General features: G+C 62.3%; 20 protein-coding genes and 1 tRNA gene. 5 read left to right on the top strand and 16 right to left on the bottom strand.

The genetic code is table 11. From position 1 onward, the window contains the following. Positions 1–11: 11 nt before the first annotated feature. Positions 12–1076: a Leu/Phe/Val dehydrogenase gene (locus K3152_RS01600; RefSeq protein WP_221572340.1), complete on the bottom strand. Its 1065-nt coding sequence runs from the start codon at positions 1074–1076 to the stop codon at positions 12–14. A gap of 57 nt (positions 1077–1133) precedes the next feature. Next, a tRNA-His gene (locus K3152_RS01595) sits at positions 1134–1210 on the bottom strand. Positions 1211–1404: 194 nt separating this feature from the next. On the opposite strand from K3152_RS01595, the gene K3152_RS01590 reads away from it, so the two are divergent. The 3 genes from K3152_RS01590 to K3152_RS01580 all read left to right on the top strand — a co-directional run bounded on the left by K3152_RS01590 (position 1405) and on the right by K3152_RS01580 (position 2846). Next, positions 1405–2040 (top strand): prolyl hydroxylase family protein, encoded by a 636-nt coding sequence (locus K3152_RS01590; protein WP_221572339.1) that lies wholly within the window; start codon positions 1405–1407, stop codon positions 2038–2040. Next, positions 2037–2459 carry a GFA family protein gene (locus K3152_RS01585; RefSeq protein WP_345719749.1) on the top strand — a complete coding sequence of 141 codons (423 nt, stop codon included), beginning with the start codon at positions 2037–2039 and terminating at the stop codon, positions 2457–2459. The genes K3152_RS01590 and K3152_RS01585 overlap by 4 nt, the downstream gene beginning before the upstream one ends. Positions 2460–2528: 69 nt before the next feature. Further along, entirely contained in the window at positions 2529–2846 is a 318-nt protein-coding gene (locus K3152_RS01580; RefSeq protein WP_221572337.1) for a TraR/DksA family transcriptional regulator, read from the top strand. A 63-nt stretch (positions 2847–2909) separates the two neighbouring features. On the opposite strand, the gene rpmE is transcribed toward K3152_RS01580, so the two are convergent. The 10 genes from rpmE to pyrH all read right to left on the bottom strand — a co-directional run bounded on the left by rpmE (position 2910) and on the right by pyrH (position 12543). Further along, positions 2910–3134, bottom strand: a complete 225-nt coding sequence (gene rpmE / locus K3152_RS01575) for a 50S ribosomal protein L31 (RefSeq protein ID WP_040963416.1) — start codon at positions 3132–3134, stop codon at positions 2910–2912. 94 nt (positions 3135–3228) lie between these two features. After that, positions 3229–3681, bottom strand: coding sequence for a 3-hydroxyacyl-ACP dehydratase FabZ (fabZ, locus tag K3152_RS01570; protein WP_221572336.1), 453 nt, complete (start codon positions 3679–3681; stop codon positions 3229–3231). A gap of 22 nt (positions 3682–3703) precedes the next feature. Continuing rightward, a complete protein-coding gene (locus K3152_RS01565; protein ID WP_221572335.1) occupies positions 3704–4387 on the bottom strand; it encodes an OmpH family outer membrane protein in 684 nt (227 codons plus the stop codon). After that, complete coding sequence (bamA, locus tag K3152_RS01560) at positions 4387–7107, bottom strand: outer membrane protein assembly factor BamA (RefSeq protein WP_247713106.1); 2721 nt, start codon at positions 7105–7107, stop codon at positions 4387–4389. Before bamA ends, K3152_RS01565 begins: the two co-directional genes overlap by 1 nt. Positions 7108–7275: 168 nt before the next feature. Further along, complete coding sequence (rseP, locus tag K3152_RS01555) at positions 7276–8421, bottom strand: RIP metalloprotease RseP (RefSeq protein ID WP_345719748.1); 1146 nt, start codon at positions 8419–8421, stop codon at positions 7276–7278. Position 8422: 1 nt separating this feature from the next. Further along, complete coding sequence (dxr, locus tag K3152_RS01550; RefSeq protein WP_221572334.1) at positions 8423–9574, bottom strand: 1-deoxy-D-xylulose-5-phosphate reductoisomerase; 1152 nt, start codon at positions 9572–9574, stop codon at positions 8423–8425. Continuing rightward, positions 9571–10260, bottom strand: a complete 690-nt coding sequence (locus tag K3152_RS01545; protein WP_221572333.1) for a phosphatidate cytidylyltransferase — start codon at positions 10258–10260, stop codon at positions 9571–9573. The genes dxr and K3152_RS01545 overlap by 4 nt, the downstream gene beginning before the upstream one ends. Positions 10261–10419: 159 nt before the next feature. Beyond that, entirely contained in the window at positions 10420–11109 is a 690-nt protein-coding gene (gene uppS / locus K3152_RS01540; RefSeq protein ID WP_221572332.1) for a polyprenyl diphosphate synthase, read from the bottom strand. Between the two features lie 118 nt (positions 11110–11227). Further along, entirely contained in the window at positions 11228–11785 is a 558-nt protein-coding gene (frr, locus tag K3152_RS01535) for a ribosome recycling factor (RefSeq protein ID WP_221572331.1), read from the bottom strand. A 32-nt stretch (positions 11786–11817) separates the two neighbouring features. Continuing rightward, the gene (gene pyrH / locus K3152_RS01530) at positions 11818–12543 is read right to left on the bottom strand and encodes a UMP kinase (RefSeq protein ID WP_040963408.1); all 726 of its coding nucleotides are present in this window, start codon (positions 12541–12543) and stop codon (positions 11818–11820) included. A 123-nt stretch (positions 12544–12666) separates the two neighbouring features. On the opposite strand from pyrH, the gene K3152_RS01525 reads away from it, so the two are divergent. After that, the gene (locus tag K3152_RS01525; RefSeq protein WP_221572330.1) at positions 12667–13437 is read left to right on the top strand and encodes an Abi-alpha family protein; all 771 of its coding nucleotides are present in this window, start codon (positions 12667–12669) and stop codon (positions 13435–13437) included. Between the two features lie 236 nt (positions 13438–13673). On the opposite strand, the gene tsf is transcribed toward K3152_RS01525, so the two are convergent. Continuing rightward, positions 13674–14600, bottom strand: coding sequence for a translation elongation factor Ts (tsf, locus tag K3152_RS01520; RefSeq protein WP_221572329.1), 927 nt, complete (start codon positions 14598–14600; stop codon positions 13674–13676). A gap of 119 nt (positions 14601–14719) precedes the next feature. Next, positions 14720–15469, bottom strand: coding sequence for a 30S ribosomal protein S2 (rpsB, locus tag K3152_RS01515; RefSeq protein WP_040964140.1), 750 nt, complete (start codon positions 15467–15469; stop codon positions 14720–14722). Between the two features lie 354 nt (positions 15470–15823). Between rpsB and K3152_RS01510 the strand changes: the two genes are divergently transcribed. Then, a complete protein-coding gene (locus K3152_RS01510) occupies positions 15824–16066 on the top strand; it encodes a hypothetical protein (protein ID WP_221572328.1) in 243 nt (80 codons plus the stop codon). On the opposite strand, the gene K3152_RS01505 is transcribed toward K3152_RS01510, so the two are convergent. Together K3152_RS01505 and K3152_RS01500 are read right to left on the bottom strand one after the other, a co-directional pair. After that, positions 16035–16877, bottom strand: coding sequence for a CDP-alcohol phosphatidyltransferase family protein (locus tag K3152_RS01505; protein WP_221572327.1), 843 nt, complete (start codon positions 16875–16877; stop codon positions 16035–16037). The two genes, K3152_RS01510 and K3152_RS01505, sit on opposite strands and share 32 nt — an antisense overlap. Beyond that, the gene (locus K3152_RS01500; RefSeq protein ID WP_221572326.1) at positions 16874–17623 is read right to left on the bottom strand and encodes a phosphatidylserine decarboxylase; all 750 of its coding nucleotides are present in this window, start codon (positions 17621–17623) and stop codon (positions 16874–16876) included. Before K3152_RS01500 ends, K3152_RS01505 begins: the two co-directional genes overlap by 4 nt. Between the last annotated feature and the right edge of the window lie 9 nt (positions 17624–17632).

Here is a 17632-nt window from a genome sequence, read left to right as displayed (position 1 = left end):
CGCAAGGCGGATTAGCGCCCGATGAGCTCTTGCGCCATCTTGTCGGCGACCTGGTCGGGCGAGACGCCGGTCTCGTCGCTCTTCTGCCAGATCTGTTCGAGACGGCCCGGGATGAGCGCGATGCGCTTGCGCACTTCGTTGATGTCGCAGGGCGCTTCGTCGTTGCGGCAGAGGTATTCGAGCGTCACCGAGATGATGCCGCCGGCGTTGATGACATAGTCGGGCGCGTAAAGGATGCCGCGCTTGGCCAGCATGGGGCCATGCTCGGGGCGCTTGAGCTGGTTGTTGGCGCCGCCAGCGACGACCTTGCAGTCGAGGCGGCCGATGCCGTCATCGTCGAGGATCGCACCCAGCGCATTGGGGCTGAAGACATCGCACGGCACCGACATGATGGCGTCGGGCGCGACGCATTCTGCGCCCAGCTCGCCGGCCAGCGCCTCGCAGCGGTCCATGTGGATGTCCGACAAGGTCAGCTTGGCGCCTTCCTTGGCGAGCAGGCGCGCGACACCGCCGCCGACGCTGCCCGTGCCCTGGATGGCGACATGGACACCGTCCATGCTGTCCTTGCCGAGCTTGTGTTTCACCGCGGCCTTGATGCCGAGGAAAATGCCGAGCGCGGTAAACGGACCCGGATCGCCGCCAGCTGCGTCTTCGCCGCTGACCGGCAAGCCGGAGACATACTGGGTACGCTCTGCAACGGCAGCCATGTCGGCTTCGGAAATGCCGACGTCTTCGGCCGTCACATACTGCCCGCCCAGCGCTTCGACCGCATCGGCGAAGGCAGCGAGCATTTCAGGCGTCTTGGTCTTGTTCTCGTCGGCGAGGATGACCGCCTTGCCGCCGCCCATGGGAAGGCCCGCCATGGCGTTCTTGTAGCTCATGCCGCGCGACAGGCGCAGCGCATCGCGCATGGCGGCTTCGGGCTCGGCATAGTGCCAGAAGCGCGTACCGCCCGCGCCGGGGCCAAGATGGGTGGAATGGAGCGCGATAATCGCGGTGAGGCCGCTCTTGCGGTCGCGTACGACCTGAACCTTCTCGTGGTCGTCGTAATCCGCTTCGGTCCAGAACGCTGTCATCGGCCTCTCGCCCCTTTGGTAAAGGTGTCTCTCTAAACCCGGTGCGAAGGGAGAAGATGGGGCGATCGACGGGGTTCGAACCCGCGACCTCCGGTACCACAAACCGGCGCTCTAACCAACTGAGCTACGATCGCCACATGCCCCCGGAACGCTGCCGGGAAGGCGGCACATATACGCGAGATACGGGCCGTCAACCCGCATTGCACAACGGCGAGCGCCTGTTGCACACACTCTTCCAAATGGGAAGCGAAAAAGCGCAGCGCATGACATTTGCGTAATATTCTTACGCGGCTTGCGAGCGCGCGCCCGCCGTCTATCGTGCGCAGCGATGAATGCACCGGGCGAATCCTCTGCCGAACTGCTGCTGTCGCGCCCCGGCGTGCAGCGACTGCCGACGCCCAAGGCCGAGGTGTTCCAGCTGAAGGATTTCGCCAGCCCCGATTTGTGCGAGAGGCTGGTCGAGCTCATCGAGAAGGACCGGCGGCCCTCCACGCTCGCCGATGCGGGCGACGACCGTTATTTCCGTACCAGCGAGACCTGCGACCTCGAAGCGGAAGAGCCCGCCGTGCGCGAACTCGAGGCCCTGCTGGCCGCACTCAACGGAATCGACCCGAAATATGGCGAGCCGCTGCAGGGCCAGCGCTACGATGTCGGGCAGGAGTTCAAGCCGCACTGCGACTACTTCAATCGCGGCGGGCAGGACTGGGATAAATATTGCTCGGTCGCGGGCCAGCGGACCTGGACCTTCATGGTCTACCTCACCGAGGTCGAGGCCGGCGGCGCGACGCGGTTCAAGGCGGTGGGCAAGACCTTCCAGCCCGAGACGGGCAAGCTGGTGTGCTGGAACAACATGCGGCCCGACGGGCGCGAGAACCCGAACACGATCCACCACGGCATGAAAGTGCGCAAGGGCGTCAAATACGTCATCACGAAATGGTATCGCGAGAAGGAGTGGGGCTGGTGATCGAAGCCGGAGAGACACGCGAAGGCGGCTGCCATTGCGGGACCGTGCGCTTCCGCTTCACCGTGCCCGAGAATGCCGTCATCCGGCGCTGCAACTGCACCATCTGCGCGATGAAGGGCGTGGTCATGCTCGATGTCCCGATGGCCTCGCTGGATATCACGCGGGGCGAGGATGCGCTGACGCTCTACACTTTCGGCAGCGGGCAGGCGAAGCACCGCTTTTGCTCGACATGCGGCATCCACACCTTCCATCAATTGCGCTCCGAACCCGACCATTACGGGGTCAACCTCGCCTGCGTGGACGGTGTGTCGATCTACGATTTGCCCGAAGTGCCCGTTTTCGACGGCCAGAACCATCCGGAAGATGGCAATGCCTATGGCTATGCAGGGGTCCTGCGGTTCGAGCCGGGCCGCTCTTGATGGCAATCAACCCGTTTCAGGCGAAGTGATGCTATCATGGCCCGACAGGAAAGAAGGAAAGGGAAGCGCATGAGTGATTATGCTGACATCCGCGAAGGCCTGGAACAGCGCCTCGCAACCCTGCTGGAACGCGCCGAGGTAATCGAGGACGATTTGCGCCATCCGCTGGAGGCCGATTCGAGCGAGCAGGCAATCGACCTCGCCGATGACGAGGCTCTCGAGGGGGTCGACGAGGTTCTGCGCAGGGAAATTGCGCAGGTGCGGATGGCCTTGCTCAGGATCGAGAACGGCACTTACGGCACCTGCAGCCAGTGCGGCAAACCCATCGCCAAGGCCCGGCTTGCTGCACGGCCCATCGCTACGCGCTGCATCGATTGCGCCGAGTAGGGCCCGCAAACGAAAAGGGCGGCCCCGCAGGACCGCCCTTTGAATTCTCGTCGCAAAAGAAGCTTACTTCTTGAGCGTAAGTCCGCCGAAGCGCTTGTTGAAGGCTGCAACGCGGCCGCCTTCCTGAAGCTGCTGCTTGCCGCCGGTCCATGCCGGGTGGCTGGTGGGGTCGATTTCGAGCGTCAGCGTGTCGCCTTCGCTGCCCCAGGTCGAGCGCGTCTGGAATTCGGTGCCATCGGTCATCTTGACCGTGATCATGTGGTAATCGGGGTGACCTTCGGCCTTCATGATAAACGTCCTTTTAGCTTCGGAGCGGTTCCGACCGATCCAGCTGTGTTGGGAAAGGCTGCGCCCTTAGCGGCGCTGCCCAAGATTCGCAAGATTATTCGGGTGCGTCGGCGATCATCGCGGTGAAGCTGACTTCGCAGGTCACCTTGCCATCAACGCTGGCCTCGCCTGCAAACTTGCAAACGCGGGCGCGTTTCTGGACGAAGCTGGCCTTGAGGTCGAGCAGCACGCCCGGCGTCACGGGAGCGCGGAACTTCGCGTTCTCGATCGCCATGAAATAGACCAGCTTGCCCGAGCCTGCGAGGCCGAGGCTTTCCACCGCGAGCACGCCGGCAGCCTGTGCCAGCGCTTCGATCTGGAGCACGCCCGGCATGATCGGTGCGCCGGGGAAATGCCCCTGGAAGAAATCCTCGTTGAAGCTGACGGCCTTGACCGCATGGATGCGCTCGTCGGGGACAAGCTCGGCCACGCGGTCGACAAGCAGCAGGGGATAGCGGTGCGGAAGGCGCTTCAGCACCTCGACGACGTCGAAACCGGTCTCGCTCATTCCCCTGTGCTCCTGTTACTTCTTAGCGACCGTTGGTGACCGGTGCGGGCTGCTGTGCCTGCTGGGCAGCCTGCTGCTGGCGAGCCGTGGCGATCATGTAGATCTGCTGGACCTGCTGGAAAACGGCGACGGCCTGCTGGCTCGGCTGGTAGCCCTGCGGCGGGGTGATCTGCACCGAAGGCACACGCGCGTTGAGCGCAGTGACAACCTTCTGGTTGATGTTCGCTGCCGGGTTCGACCAGGTCACCGAATCGGGCGAGAGGACGACCTGGATGTTGTCGGCGGTGGTCACGGTCTGCAGGGCCGCGCCATACTGCTGGAGGATCTGCTCGACCGCATAGATGCGGGCGAGGTCGATCTGGTTCGACAGCTGGCCGATTTCACGCTCGAGCGTGGCAATCTGCTGGGCCTGCGGGGCGTTCTGCGCCGCCTGCTGTTCGGCAGCGTCGAGATTGCCGTCGTTGTTGGTGTCGAGCTGCCTGATCAGCGCCTGCGCCTGCTGCTGCTTCTGCTGGATCTGGGTTATCTGCGAAGCATAGGTCGTGTTGACCTGGCCATAGGCAGCGCCGAGTGCCGAACTGCCGGCGATGGTCGCAGGCGGGTTCACGACAGCGATGTTTCCGCTCACCTGCGCGGCGGCGGGAGTGGCGGCGACTGCTGCGCCTGCGAGGGTCGCGGCGGCAATGGTCTTGGTAATCAGTTTCATCAGAATTGCGTTCCTACGTTGAAGGACAGGGTCTTGGTGTCGTCACCTTCCTGCTTGATAAGCGCGTGGGATAGATCGATCCTGAACGGACCGAAGGGCGAGTTCCAGTTCACGCCGATACCGACGGTCACGCGCGGCTTGATGCTGTCGCCGTAAAGGGTTTCCTTGAAATAACTCGCGGCTGGAATGACGGGATTCGTCGGGTTGCCGAGCGCGTCCACCTCATTCGTGCTGAGCGGATTGAACGACTGGAAGTCGTCTTCCGGAATATCGGGCGTACCGTTGTCGTTGATGAGCGGCGTACCGTCGTCGTTGTACAGCAGTTCCACGTAGAGCGGATCGCCATCTGCAGTGGTCGACTGCACGCCATTCGGGTTGTCGCGCAGGATCGGCTTGTCGAGCGCGAAGAGCGAACCGACATCGGCCCAGATCGACGGGCGCAGGCCCATCTCGCGCGCACCCGCCCCCAGCGGGATTTCGATCTCTGCGCGGCCGAGGTAATAGGCACGTCCGCCCAGGGCATCGGCATAGCGCTGGTCCTCGCGCCCCTCGATAAACTCGTCGAGCGGCTGCAGCACGCGCGGCGTCGTCGGATCGTTATCGTCGTCGAGATAAGGCCGCGTGATGATGCGCGGGCCGACACCACGGATGTCGAAGCCGCGGAACTGCGGTTCGCCGAGAAAGAACCGGTCGGTCAGGCGCACGTCGTCGAAGCCCGGGGTCGGGTTGTCCTTGAGTGCGTGGATCCAGCCGCCTTCCGCGTTGAGCGAGAAGATGAGGCCGCTGCCCAAGTCGAAGTACTTGCCCATGCGCGAACGCATGCGCAGGTACTTCACCGTGCCGCCGAGACCTGCGAATTCGCCGGTCAGCGAGATGGTCGAACCGCTCGACGGGCGGAAACGGTTGTTGAGCGTGTCGTGGCTCAGCGTCATGCCGAGGATCGAGGCGGTGCGCTTTCCGACGGCTTCGCAGATGAAGCGCGAGCTGACGCATTCGGCAATGCCGTCGCCATCCCGATCGAGCAGCTGGTCGCCCGCGACCGAGACGTTCTCGCGGTTGAGCGTGTAGCTGCCGATGAGCGACATATATTCGCTCAAGGGCACGCCCGCGCGCATCGAGAGGCCGGTGGTCGCCTGTTCGTAGGTCGAGACGCCGCGGTTGAAGAAGTCGTTGTCGAGCTCGCGGTGATAGACGTCGACGCCCATCGAGATGTTGCGGTCGAACAGGTACGGCTCTGCAAAGCTGACCTGTGCCGACTTGGAATAGCCCGAGTAGTTTACGCTGAGACCGATGGTCTGGCCGCGGCCGCGGAAGTTCTTCTGGCGGATGGAGCCGGCGAGGATGAATTTCTCGAGGCTGGAGAAACCGGCCGACAGCTGCAATTCGCCGGTCGGCTGCTCTTCGATATTGGCTTCCAGCACCACGCGGTCGGGCGCGCTGCCCTCGACCTGCGTGACCTCGAAGTTTTCCTGGAAATAACCCAGCGACTTGATGCGGGCTTCCGAACGCTTGATCGCGAGGCTGTTGAAGGCATCGCCTTCGGCCACGCGGAATTCGCGGCGCACCACCTTGTCCTGCGTCAGCGTGTTGCCGTTGACGTCGATCCGCTCGACATAGACGCGCGGCGCCTCGCGCAGCACGAAGGTGACGTCCATCGTCAGGTCTTCGGGGTTGCGCTTGAAGTCGGGACGGATGTCGGCAAAGGCATAGCCATAGGTGCCGGCAAGGTCGGTCATCTGCTCGACCGTGTCCTCGACCGTCTTGGCGTTGTAATAGTCGCCCGTCTTGATCGACAGGCGGCTGGCCATGGCATCGCCGTCGAAATCGCGCAGCTGGCTATCGACCTTGACGTCGCCGAATTTGTAGCGTTCACCCTCTTCCACCACGTAAGTGATGATGAAGTCTTCCTTGTCGGGCGTAAGCTCGGCAACGGCGGAAACGACGCGGAAATCGGCATAGCCTTCGGTGAGGTAGAAGGTGCGCAGGTTCTGCTGGTCGAAGGCAAGGCGGTCGGGGTCGTAGCTGGTGTTCGAGCTGAGGAACGCCAGCAGGCCACCGGTCGTCTTGGTGACCATCTCGCCCTTGAGCTTCGAATCGGAAAACTGCTCGTTGCCGATGATGTTGATCTGGCGAACCTTGGACTTGGGCCCTTCGTCGATCTCGAAGACGATATCGACGCGGTTCTGGCTGAGCTGGACCATCTGCGGCTCGACCGTAGCGGCAAAGCGGCCCTGGCGCTTGTAGAGCTCGATGATGCGCGCGACGTCGGCGCGGACCTTCGAACGGGTGAAGATCTGGCGCGGGGCGAGGCGGATTTCGGGAATGATCTTGTCATTCTTGATCCGGTCGTTGCCCTCCAGGATGATGCGGTTGATGACCGGGTTTTCGGTGATCGTGATGACCACGTTGCCCGCGTCGTTACGCACGCTGACGTTGGAGAACAGCTCGGTCGCGTAGAGGTCTTTCAGGACCTGGTCGCCGACGGCCTGTGTATAGGTGTCGCCCGGACGCAGGCGGATATAGGACAGGATGGTCTGCGGCTCGAGGCGCTGGGCACCGGCCACGGCGATGGTGCGGACGATATCGGGCTGCTGGGCGGCGGGCTGCGCGGCCTCGGCGGTGGTCTCGTCGACCTCCTGAGCGAGGACGGCCGTGGGCATGCCGCCCATCACCGTACCTGCCAGCAGGGTGGCCATAAGCCGCTTGGTCCGCGTGTTCATATCGCTCGCGGAAGTCGCAAATCCAGTCATCGACAAGGGAGTTCCCGTCCTTGAAATCATGTTTCGCCCGCATCGCGCGGACGGCCGATTGGCCCCCTGCCCGATGCAGCCTCCTCTTTCAAGCCGTGTGACACCGCAGCAAGCGGCAGAAACCCGGCCTGTCCCCGCCTAATTCCCGAAGAACGGGAGCTTGGCGATATCGATGAAGGTGACGAAAACCATCAGCGCGAGCACGAGTGCCACACCGGCCCTGTAGGCCACCTCCGTGGACCTGGGCCCCAGCGGCTTCCGGCGGACAGCTTCTGCCGCGTAGAAAGCCAGGTGCCCACCGTCCAGCGCCGGGATTGGCAGGAGGTTAATGAATGCCAAGTTAAGCGAAATGAGCGCGGCAAAGTTTATGAAGGACAGCGCCCCCATGCTCAGCTGTTCGCCCGCAAACTTGCCGATCGTGACCGGTCCGCCAAGTTCCTTCACCGAGCGGTCGCCGACGATGATCTGCTTGATACCGACCACCATCATGTCGACGATGCGGCCGATCTGGCGGATCGCTTCGGGAAATGCCTGTACCAGCCCGACATGCTCGTAAGTGACCTTGGGGTCGCCATCGGGCCGGTAGATGCCGATCTGGCCGATCGAACCCTTGTTACCGAACCGGTCGGTCTGTTCGACAGATGCGATTGTTATCGGAAGGACAATTTCCCGCCCGTCGCGCTCGAAAACCACTTCTATGGTGCGGTTGGGATAAAGCGCGACACGGTCGATCACATCGGCAAAATCGTCGATCCTCTCGCCATCTACGGCAAGAATGCGGTCCCCGATTTGCGCTCCTGCCTCCTGGGCCGGCGAATTTTCCGCGAAGCCTGCAATCGTCGTGGAATTGTCGGGAAATTCGACCACCGGCTTGCCGAGCAGCGCGAAGAAGCCGACGAAAATCGCAAGAGCGATCAATATGTTCATCGCCGGTCCCGCAAAGACGATCAGCGCACGCTTACCCAAGGAGGCGTGGTGGAAGCTGCCCTCGCGTTCTTCAGGCGAGGCATCGTCGATCCGGTCGCGGTGCGGGATGCTCGAGGGGTCCATGTCGCCCTTGAACTGGACATAGCCGCCCAGCGGCAGGGCCGAGAGTTTCCAGCGCGTGCCGCGTTTGTCGGTGTAGCCCCACAATTCCTTGCCGAAGCCGACCGAGAAAGCTTCCGCCTTCACGCCGAACAGCCGTCCGACGAGGTAATGGCCCAGCTCGTGCAGCGTTACCAGCGGCCCCAGCAGCAGCGGGAAGCCGATGATATACATCCAGAAAGGGATCGAACCGTCCAACTCAGGCAGTCTCCATATGCGCCGTCGCCAGTTTGCGCGCAGCCTCGTCGATCACGAGGACATCGTCGAGCGATTGCGGCGCAGGGGGCAGGTTTCCGGCATTCAGTACTTCGTCCACCGTTAGCGCAATGCGGCTGAACTTTATCTTACCAGCAAGGAATGCGGCAACCGCAACCTCGTTGGCGGCGTTGAGCGTGGCCGGAGCGGCCCCGCCCGCCTCCGCCGCTTGCCGCGCGAGCCTGGTCGCGGGAAAGCGGGTCTCGTCGGGCTGGAAAAAGCTCAATTCGCCGATGGCGGCAAGGTCGAGCGGGTCCATCGGCGTGTCCATCCGCGCCGGATAGGCAAGGCACGATGCAATCGGCACGCGCATGTCGGAAGGCCCGAGCTGCGCCAGCGTCGAGCCGTCGCGATATTCCACCATCGAGTGAATGACGCTCTGCGGGTGGACCACGATGCGTATCTTGTCGAGCCCGACGGGGAAGAGGTGATGCGCTTCGATGAGTTCGAGGCCCTTGTTGAACATGGTCGCGCTGTCGACGCTGATCTTCGCGCCCATGTCCCAATTGGGATGCGCGATGGCCTGTTCGGGCGTAACCGCGTCGAGGTCCTCCACCAGCCGCAGCGGACCGCCGCTGGCGGTAAGCGTGATAGTGCGCACCTCGTCAAGCCGCCCACCCTGCAGGCACTGGAAGATGGCATTGTGCTCGCTGTCGACGGGGAGCAGCGTCGCGCCGTGCTTCTCGACCGCGGCGGTCATCACCTCGCCCGCCGAGACCAGCGCTTCCTTGTTGGCGAGCGCCACGGTGCGGCCCTGCTCGATAGCCGCCATGACCGGCGCAAGGCCCGCGCAGCCGACAATGGCCGCCATGACGATATCGGCGGGCCGGGCCGCAGCTTCGCAAAGGGCAGCGCGTCCGGCAGCCGCCTCGACATTCGAGCCCGCCAGCGCGTCCTTCAACTCGCCGTAGCGCGCTTCGTCGGCAATCACCGCCTGTTTCGCGCCGAACTCTTTCGCCAGCGCGGCAAGGTCGGAGACGTTCGAATGCGCGGTCAGCGCCTCGACCCGCCAATCATCGGGATTCCGCCGCACGAGGTCGAGCGTCGATGCGCCCACCGAACCCGTCGCGCCAAGGATGGTAATCGAGCGTGTCATCGCATCACGTTTAGAAACAGGCCCGCCAGCAGCACGACCGGGATGATGCCGTCGGTGCGGTCGAAAAAGCCGCCATGGCCGGGAATAAGGTTCGAACTGTCCTTTACGCCCGCCTTGCGCTTGAGCCAGCTTTCGAAGAAGTCGCCGCTCTGCGCTGCGACGGCAATCGCCGCGCCCATCAGCACCAGCGTGCCCAATTCGCCCGCCTCGAAGCCCAAGGTGTTAGCGCCGCTCACCTGCCGCGCCGCGACATAGACGAAGATGCCGAGCCAGAGGCTCGAGCCCACCACGCCGCCGAGCAGGCCTGCCCATGTCTTGGACGGACTGATCTTGGGCGCAATCTTGGGACCACCCAGCGTGCGCCCGAACGCATAGGCAAAGCTGTCGACGAAAATGACTGAGCCGATGACGCCGATAATCATCGGTACGGGCAGCGCGTTTAAAATAAGGCCCGCGAGGGCGATGTAGATAGTACCCGCAAATAATCCGACCCCCTTGCCAACGATGCCGAAAGGCGCTTTGAGCACGAGCCGATAAAACTCCGCGAGCGTCACGATCACCACGGCGGCGATGAACAAGTCGAGCCACGGGTCGCCCGCAACGATAGCCGCAATTGCGATTGCCATCATGACAGCCGCCGACAGCACCCGCATCGGCAGGTCCGACGCCTTGGTCGCCAGGGGCATGGATTCGCTTGGAAGTTGACCGTCGCTCACACCGATTGCCCCCGCCCCTTGCCGTCATGCTGAACTCGTTTCAGCATCCATTGTGCCGAAAGCGCGACGTCCGACAGGTGGAGAGATGGATCCTGAAGCAAGTTCAGGATGACGATTCCCGTTTGCGTTCTATCTGCCGCCAAACCTTCTCTCCCTGCCCGCAAACTGGTCCAGCGCATCCTGCAGATGCTCAGGCGTAAAGTCGGGCCACAGCACTTCGGTGAAAATCATCTCCGCATAGGCCGCCTGCCACAAGAGGAAATTGGACAGGCGCACTTCGCCGCTGGTGCGGATGAGCAAGTCGAGCGGGGGCAAATCGGCGGTGTAGAGATTGGCGGCAATGCTGCGCTCGGTCACCTCGCCAGCCGCCGCAGCCTTTGCCGCCGCCTGCGCAATTTCCGCCTGCCCGCCGTAATTGAGCGCCACCGCCAGCGTGCGCGAGCCATGCGCGGTCTTGGCCAGCGCATCTTCGAGCATCTCGACGATATCGCTCGCAAGCGATTGCCAGTCACCGATAATTTTCAGCCGCACGTCGTTGGCGATGAATTCGGGCAGGTCCGATTTGATGAACTTGCGCATCAAATTCATCAGGTCGTCGACCTCGTCTTCGGGCCGCTTCCAGTTCTCGCTGCTGAAGGCGTAGAGCGTCAGGCACTCGACGGGCGTATCCTTGAGGCTGCGCACCAGTTCGCGCACAGCCTCCACGCCCTTCCTGTGCCCCATCACGCGGGGCAGGTGCTTGCGCTTCGCCCAGCGCCCGTTGCCATCCATGATGATGGCGACATGGCGGGCTTCCTGGGTTTTCTCGGGCTTGCTCACGCCGCTTTCCGTTCGTGTCGAGCGTAGTCGAGACACTTCCGCGCCAACGCCTCTTGAGTTCTGCTTTCAGCAGTGCTCCGCATCCGCTCGAGGCGAACGGAGGTTGGCGCGCGAGGCCTCACTGCGACATGATTTCCTGCTGCTTCTTCGCCACCGCATCATCGGTTTCGGAGACATAGGTGTCGGTCAGCTTCTGGACGTCGCCCTCGCAGCGCTTCTGCTCGTCCTCGGAGATTTCCTTCTTCTTCTCGTCTTCCTTGAGCGCTTCCATGCCGTCGCGACGCACGTTGCGGATGGCGATTTTCGCCTTCTCGCCATATTCGCCGGCAACCTTGGCGAGGTCCTTGCGGCGTTCCTCGGTCAGGTCGGGCATCGGCAGGCGCACGTTCTGGCCGTCGATCATCGGGTTGAGGCCGAGGTTGGCCTTGGCAATGCCCTTCTCGACCGCGGTGACATTGGCCTTGTCCCACACCTGCACGCTGAGCATGCGCGGTTCAGGCGCCGAGACGGTGGCGACCTGGTTCAGCGGCATCATCGAGCCGTAGACCTCGACCACCACGGGATCGAGCAGGCTGGTGTTGGCGCGGCCGGTGCGCAGGCCCGAAAGGTCGCCCTTCAGGCTTTCAACGGCGCCCTTCATGCGGCGTTCGATATCGGCTTTGTCGTACTTGGCCATGTGGCTTCCTCGTCCTGTCTTCTTCGTTCGGTTTATGCGGTGTGGTCGGTGACGATGGTCTGCGTGCCCTCGCCCGAAAGGACCTTCACGACATTGCCCTTCTCGCGGATGGAGAACACCACGATGGGGATTTCATTGTCGCGGCACAGCGCCACGGCGCTGGCGTCCATGACCTTCAAATCATCTGCGAGCACCTTGGAGTAACTCACGGTTTCATAGCGCTTGGCATCGGCGTTCTTCTTCGGGTCGCTGTCGTAAATGCCATCGACGCTGGTGCCCTTCAAAAGCGCGTCGCACTTCATCTCGGCAGCGCGCAGGGCCGCGCCGCTGTCGGTGGTGAAATAAGGTGCGCCGACGCCGGCTGCGAAAATCACGATGCGCCCCTTTTCGAGGTGACGCTCGGCGCGGCGGCGGATGACCGGCTCGCACACCTGGTCCATCTGCACCGCGCTCTGCACGCGGGTCTCGACGCCCAGCTGCTCGAGCGCGCTCTGCATCGCCAGCGCGTTCATCACCGTGGCGAGCATGCCCATGTAATCGGCCTGCGCGCGGTCCATGCCCTGCGCCGCGCCTGCCATACCGCGAAAGATATTGCCGCCGCCGATGACGAGGCAAATCTGGAGCCCCGTGTCCTTGGCCGCCTTCACTTCCTTGGCGAGCTCCAGCACGAAGGCCGGGTCGATGCCGAACTGCTGGCCACCCATCAACACCTCGCCCGACAGTTTCAGGAGGACGCGGTTCATCTTGGGGAGGGTCATGCGGGCAGTCTCTATTTATGGGGTTTGGGGGTCCTTAGCCATGAAGGATGCAAGGCGCAAAGGGAAAGGCCTTGCCGATCCCGCAATGGTGCCTAGATCATTCTGAAAATTAAGGAGGTGAGTTTGCCAAACGACTTGATACCCATCGTTGAAGAGGTGGGAAACAAGGCCATAAATAGTGAGACAGTGAAGCCACTGCGCAGTGCAGTTGGCGGCACCTTGTCGGAAGTGTGGCAAGCTATAGTCGGGGACAAGGTTGCAGCTTGGAGGGTTGAAAATGCGGCAGAGATCAGCCGGAAGCTCGTATCGAAATTAGAAGCCAAAGGCCTTAAACTGGATAAGGATAAAGTCTCCGCAAAATACGCATTTACTTGGTTCGAAGAGGCTTCGAAGCAGGACCAATCGACCGTTCAGGACCTTTTTGCCACAATCCTAGCGAACGCTGTCGATGGGAACGAAGATGCCCTCCAAGAGCGAAATCTCGAAGTCATTGCGAAATTCTCACCACCTTCCGCGCGACTATTTCAGATCGTGAAAGATCGAATGCAAACTCATCAGTCCATCTTAGGCGATGGTGAAGTCATTTCGTTCAAGTTCAGAGAACGGCAGTTTATCGACCTTCTCCAGCGTGAATATGAATTTGATGATTTGCTTGCTTTAGATGATTTAATGAGGCTGGGGGTCATCGAAAGAAGGTTGGTTCTAGACAATTCAGCACTCGAAAGTCATTTGGACGAATTGAAAACTGCACTTGAGAGCGGTCAGGCCGACCGGTTAAGGAACTCAATGTTTTTCGATATGGTCGAGCCGTACTACGACCTTACCCTTTCAAGGCTGGGATGGTCGTTGGCTCGCGCGATTTTCGAGGAAATTGCTGATAAGCAAACGCCCTAGTGAACCCTATCACATTCAGTCGCAGGCAAATGGCTTTCCTACCACATGCGCTACCGCTAGCTTCGCCCCGGCTCTTTCACATCGTCATTCCTGTCCGGACCACACGCCCTCCCATGGAAGGCCGCGGCACCGTCTGTACTTCATCAACTAACTCCGCCGAATCACTCCGGCGCGCACGAAAAAGGCCGCCGGAGAACACTCCGGCGGCCCTATTCGTGTAGGAAGCGGACTAGCGCTTAGCCGCCGACGGCAGCTGCCACTTCGGCTGCGAAGTCGGTTTCTTCCTTCTCGATGCCTTCGCCGAGCTGGAAGCGGACATAGTCCACCAGTTCGACCTTGGCGCCGACGTCCTTGCCAGCAGCTTCCACGACCTGTGCAATCGGCGTCTTGTTGTCGATCACGTAGATCTGGCTGAGCAGCGCGTTTTCCTTGGCGTACTTGGCGACAGCGCCTTCGACCATCTTTTCCTGGACGTTTTCGGGCTTGCCGCTTTCGGCAGCCTTTTCCTGCGCGATGGCACGTTCGCGTGCGATCACGTCGGCGTCGAGGCCTTCTGCGGTAAGAGCCTGCGGGAAAGCAGCGGCGATGTGCATGCCGAGCTTCTTGCCGAGTTCTTCGAGCTTGGCCTTGTCGCCTTCGCTTTCGAGAGCGACGAGAACGCCGATCTTGCCGAGGTCGGAAGCGACAGCGTTGTGCATGTAGGGCACGATCACGCCGTTGGTGACCGAAACGGTCTTCATGCGGCGGACCTGCTGGTTTTCACCGATGGTGGCGACGTTGTCGGTCAGCTTCTCGGCGACGGTGCCGCCTTCGGGATAGCCGGCAGCCTTGAGGGCTTCGACGTCGTCACCGTCCACGCCGAGCGCGACGCTAGTGGTCTTGCGGACGAAGTCCTGGAACTTGTCGTTCTTCGCAACGAAGTCCGTTTCCGAGTTTACTTCGACGGCAACGCCCTTCGTGCCTTCGACGGCGAGGCCGACGAGACCTTCGGCTGCGGTGCGGCTCGACTTCTTCTGGGCGGTGGCGAGGCCCTTGGCGCGCAGTGCGTCGACAGCGGCTTCGATATCGCCGCCAGCGGCTTCGAGCGCCTTCTTGGCGTCCATCATGCCCGCGCCGGTCTTCTCGCGCAGGGCCTTTACGTCAGCAGCAGTGAATGCAGCCATGGTAATTTCCTTCTTGGGAGGTTTTGGTGCGAAGGCACCGGGCCTGCTGGTTTCAGCGGCCCGGCGCGTATCTCGCAAATGTGACGGGGACATTGCGCCCCCGCCGAACGGGTACGGGCTTAAGCCGCGGCTTCTTCCGGCGGATTTTCCATCGCGCCGACGTCTGCGCCGCTGTCGGTCACGCCTTCGCCCTTGCCGCTGCGGGCTGCTTCGGCAACCGCATCGCAATAGAGCTTGATGGCGCGCGCAGCGTCGTCATTGCCCGGGATCGGGAAGGCGATGCCGTTGGGATCGACATTGGTGTCGAGCACGGCGACCACGGGGATGCCAAGCACGTTGGCTTCCTTGATGGCGAGGTCTTCCTTGTTGGCGTCGATGACGAACATCACGTCGGGAATGCCGCCCATGTCGCGGATACCGCCGAGCGAAAGCTCCAGCTTGTCCTTCTTGCGCGTCAGGTTCAGGACTTCCTTCTTGGTCAGGCCGCCGGTGTCACCCGAAAGCTTTTCCTCGAGGGTCTTGAGTTCCTTGATCGACTGCGAAATCGTCTTCCAGTTGGTGAGCATGCCGCCCAGCCAGCGGTGGTTGACGAAGTGCTGGCCCGAAGCGAGCGCTGCTTCGCGGATCGGGTCCTGCGCCTGGCGCTTGGTGCCGACGAACAGCACCTTGCCGCCCGAACGTGCGGTCGAGCTGATGAAGTCGAGAGCGCGCGCGAAGAGCGGCACGGACTGCGACAGGTCGATGATGTGGATGCCGTTGCGCGCGCCGAAGATATACGGCTTCATGCGCGGGTTCCAACGGTGGGTCTGGTGGCCGAAGTGTGCGCCGGCCTCGATCAGTTGCTGCATGGTGACGGTAGGAGCCGCCATGGTCATTTCCTTTCCGGTTGTACCTCTGGAAGGCTGGAACCCGTGGTGCGGAGTATCCCGCGCCGGGCACCGGTATGAGCGCCTTCCATGTGGATTTGCCCGCCTTCGAAATGGCCCGGATTGGCCGAATCTTTAGCGAACGGCGCGCACATAGGGGCCTTTGCCCGAGAAATCCAGACTCAATTCATCGCAGAAAAAGGGAATCCGGGCGCGAAAAGCGCTTGACAGGCGAGAACAAAACAGGAACATTGTTCTCATCACTGGAACACCCAGCGGGATTTAGGGGTTTTCCCGTAAATTTGCCCCGGCTGTCAACAGCTTTGTGCACAGGCAGGCGGGGAGGAGATGGCCGATATGTTCGCAACTGTTCTCATTACCGCTTTTGCCCTCGCCAGCGTGGCGACGGTTCTCGTGCTTGCCGATAGCGGACTGCGCTGGTGGTCCGCTTTCGGCCTGCTGCGGCAGCGGATGAAGGCAGGATATGCGACGGCAGGCGCCGGCCAGCGTCCTTCGGTTGTTTCGGGTAGCGGTAACGGCTTCGGCCGCCAGCCGCGTGCCTATCCGGTCATTCGGAAGGTGACGCTGCGCGCCGCTTGAGCCGCGCGTAACGCATCAGCGTGAACGGCAGCAGGGCAAGATAGCCGATACCGATTACGCTTAGCGTCCACCACGGCTCGAGCATCAGCGCGCCGAATAGCAGGCCTACGAACACCAATACCCACAGGCGAATACCCCGTCGCGGACGCAGCGAGGTCCAGCTTGGTGTCGCCATGCTCGAGATCATCAGCAGTGCGGTGGCGAGGATCCAGGGCGCGACGAAGATGGGCTCGCGGAACAACTCGATGTCGGTTGCCATCCAGAGGTAGAACGGCATGAAGGCGAGGCCCGCCCCCATCGGTGCGGGAACGCCGGTGAGGAAACCGAGCGATTTGTGCGGCTGGTCTTCGGTATCGATCTGCGCGTTGAAGCGAGCGAGGCGAAGGGCGCAGCAGATTGCAAGCGCGAGCGCGGCGAACCAGCCCCAGCGCGGCTCCGCCGAGAGCGACCAGAGGTAAATGATGATTGCGGGCGCGGTGCCGAAACTCAGCGAATCGGCGAGACTGTCGAGTTCCGCCCCGAACCGGGACTGGGCCTTGAGCAGGCGCGCGATACGCCCGTCCATCCCGTCGAGAATGCCAGCGACGATAACCGCGACGGCCGCCGCGGCCCATTGTTCACCAATGGCAAAACGGATGCCCGTCAGGCCAGAGCACAGCGCCGCGGCCGTAATCGCATTGGGCGCCATGGCCCGAAGGCTAAGCCCGCGAGACCTGCCGAGAACCGGTTTCTCGTCTTCCGCGGCCTTGGGTCCGAGGCGCGCACGTTCTTCGTCCTCCACGCGCGGGGTCGGCTCGTTCAGCAGGCTCATTGCGACACTCCTTCCAGCAGCGGCTGGCTTCCCACGGCAGCAAGTACGGTTTCGCCCGCCACGGTCTTCTGGCCCAGCATCACATAGGAGCCGGTCCCGGCAGGCAGGTAGACATCGACCCGGCTACCGAAGCGAATCATCCCCACGCGCTGTCCAACGCCCAGAGTGTCTCCCGGTTTCGCGAAAGCCACGATGCGGCGGGCGACGAGACCCGCAATCTGGGTCATGCCGACCTTCAGCCCGTCCGAACGCTCGATGAGGATATGCTGGCGCTCGTTATCCTCGCTCGCCTTGTCGAGGTCAGAATTGATGAACTTGCCCGGGATGTAGATGACCCGCCGAACCATCCCGCCGATGGGCGTACGGTTGATGTGCACGTCGAGCAGCGAGAGATAAATCGAGATACGTACGACCGGCACGGGCGCGAGGCCCTCGGTATCGCTGCCGTCGTCCACCACCAGTTCGCGCGGCGGCACCACCTCGGCAATCTGCACCACGCGCCCGTCGGCCGGCGCGACGATGAAGCGATCGTCCTGCGGCACCACGCGCTCCGGGTCGCGAAAAAAGGCGAAGACCAGCAGCGACAGGAAGAAGAGCGGCCAGGCAATTGTCTCCCACGCAAACCACGCGGTGACGAGCGAGAGCCCCAGTACGGCAAGCCCGAATTTGCGTCCTTCGGGGTGGATACGCGGTAAGTTCGTGAGCGCTTCGCCGCGCCCGCGATTGTCTTGGATGTCTCCTGCCATGGCAGCGGG

Source organism: Qipengyuania polymorpha (genome assembly GCF_019711435.1).
Taxonomy (GTDB): Bacteria; Pseudomonadota; Alphaproteobacteria; order Sphingomonadales; family Sphingomonadaceae; genus Qipengyuania; species Qipengyuania polymorpha.
Note: the sequence above shows the minus strand (reverse complement) of the source record. Positions and strands in the feature narration are given on the sequence as shown.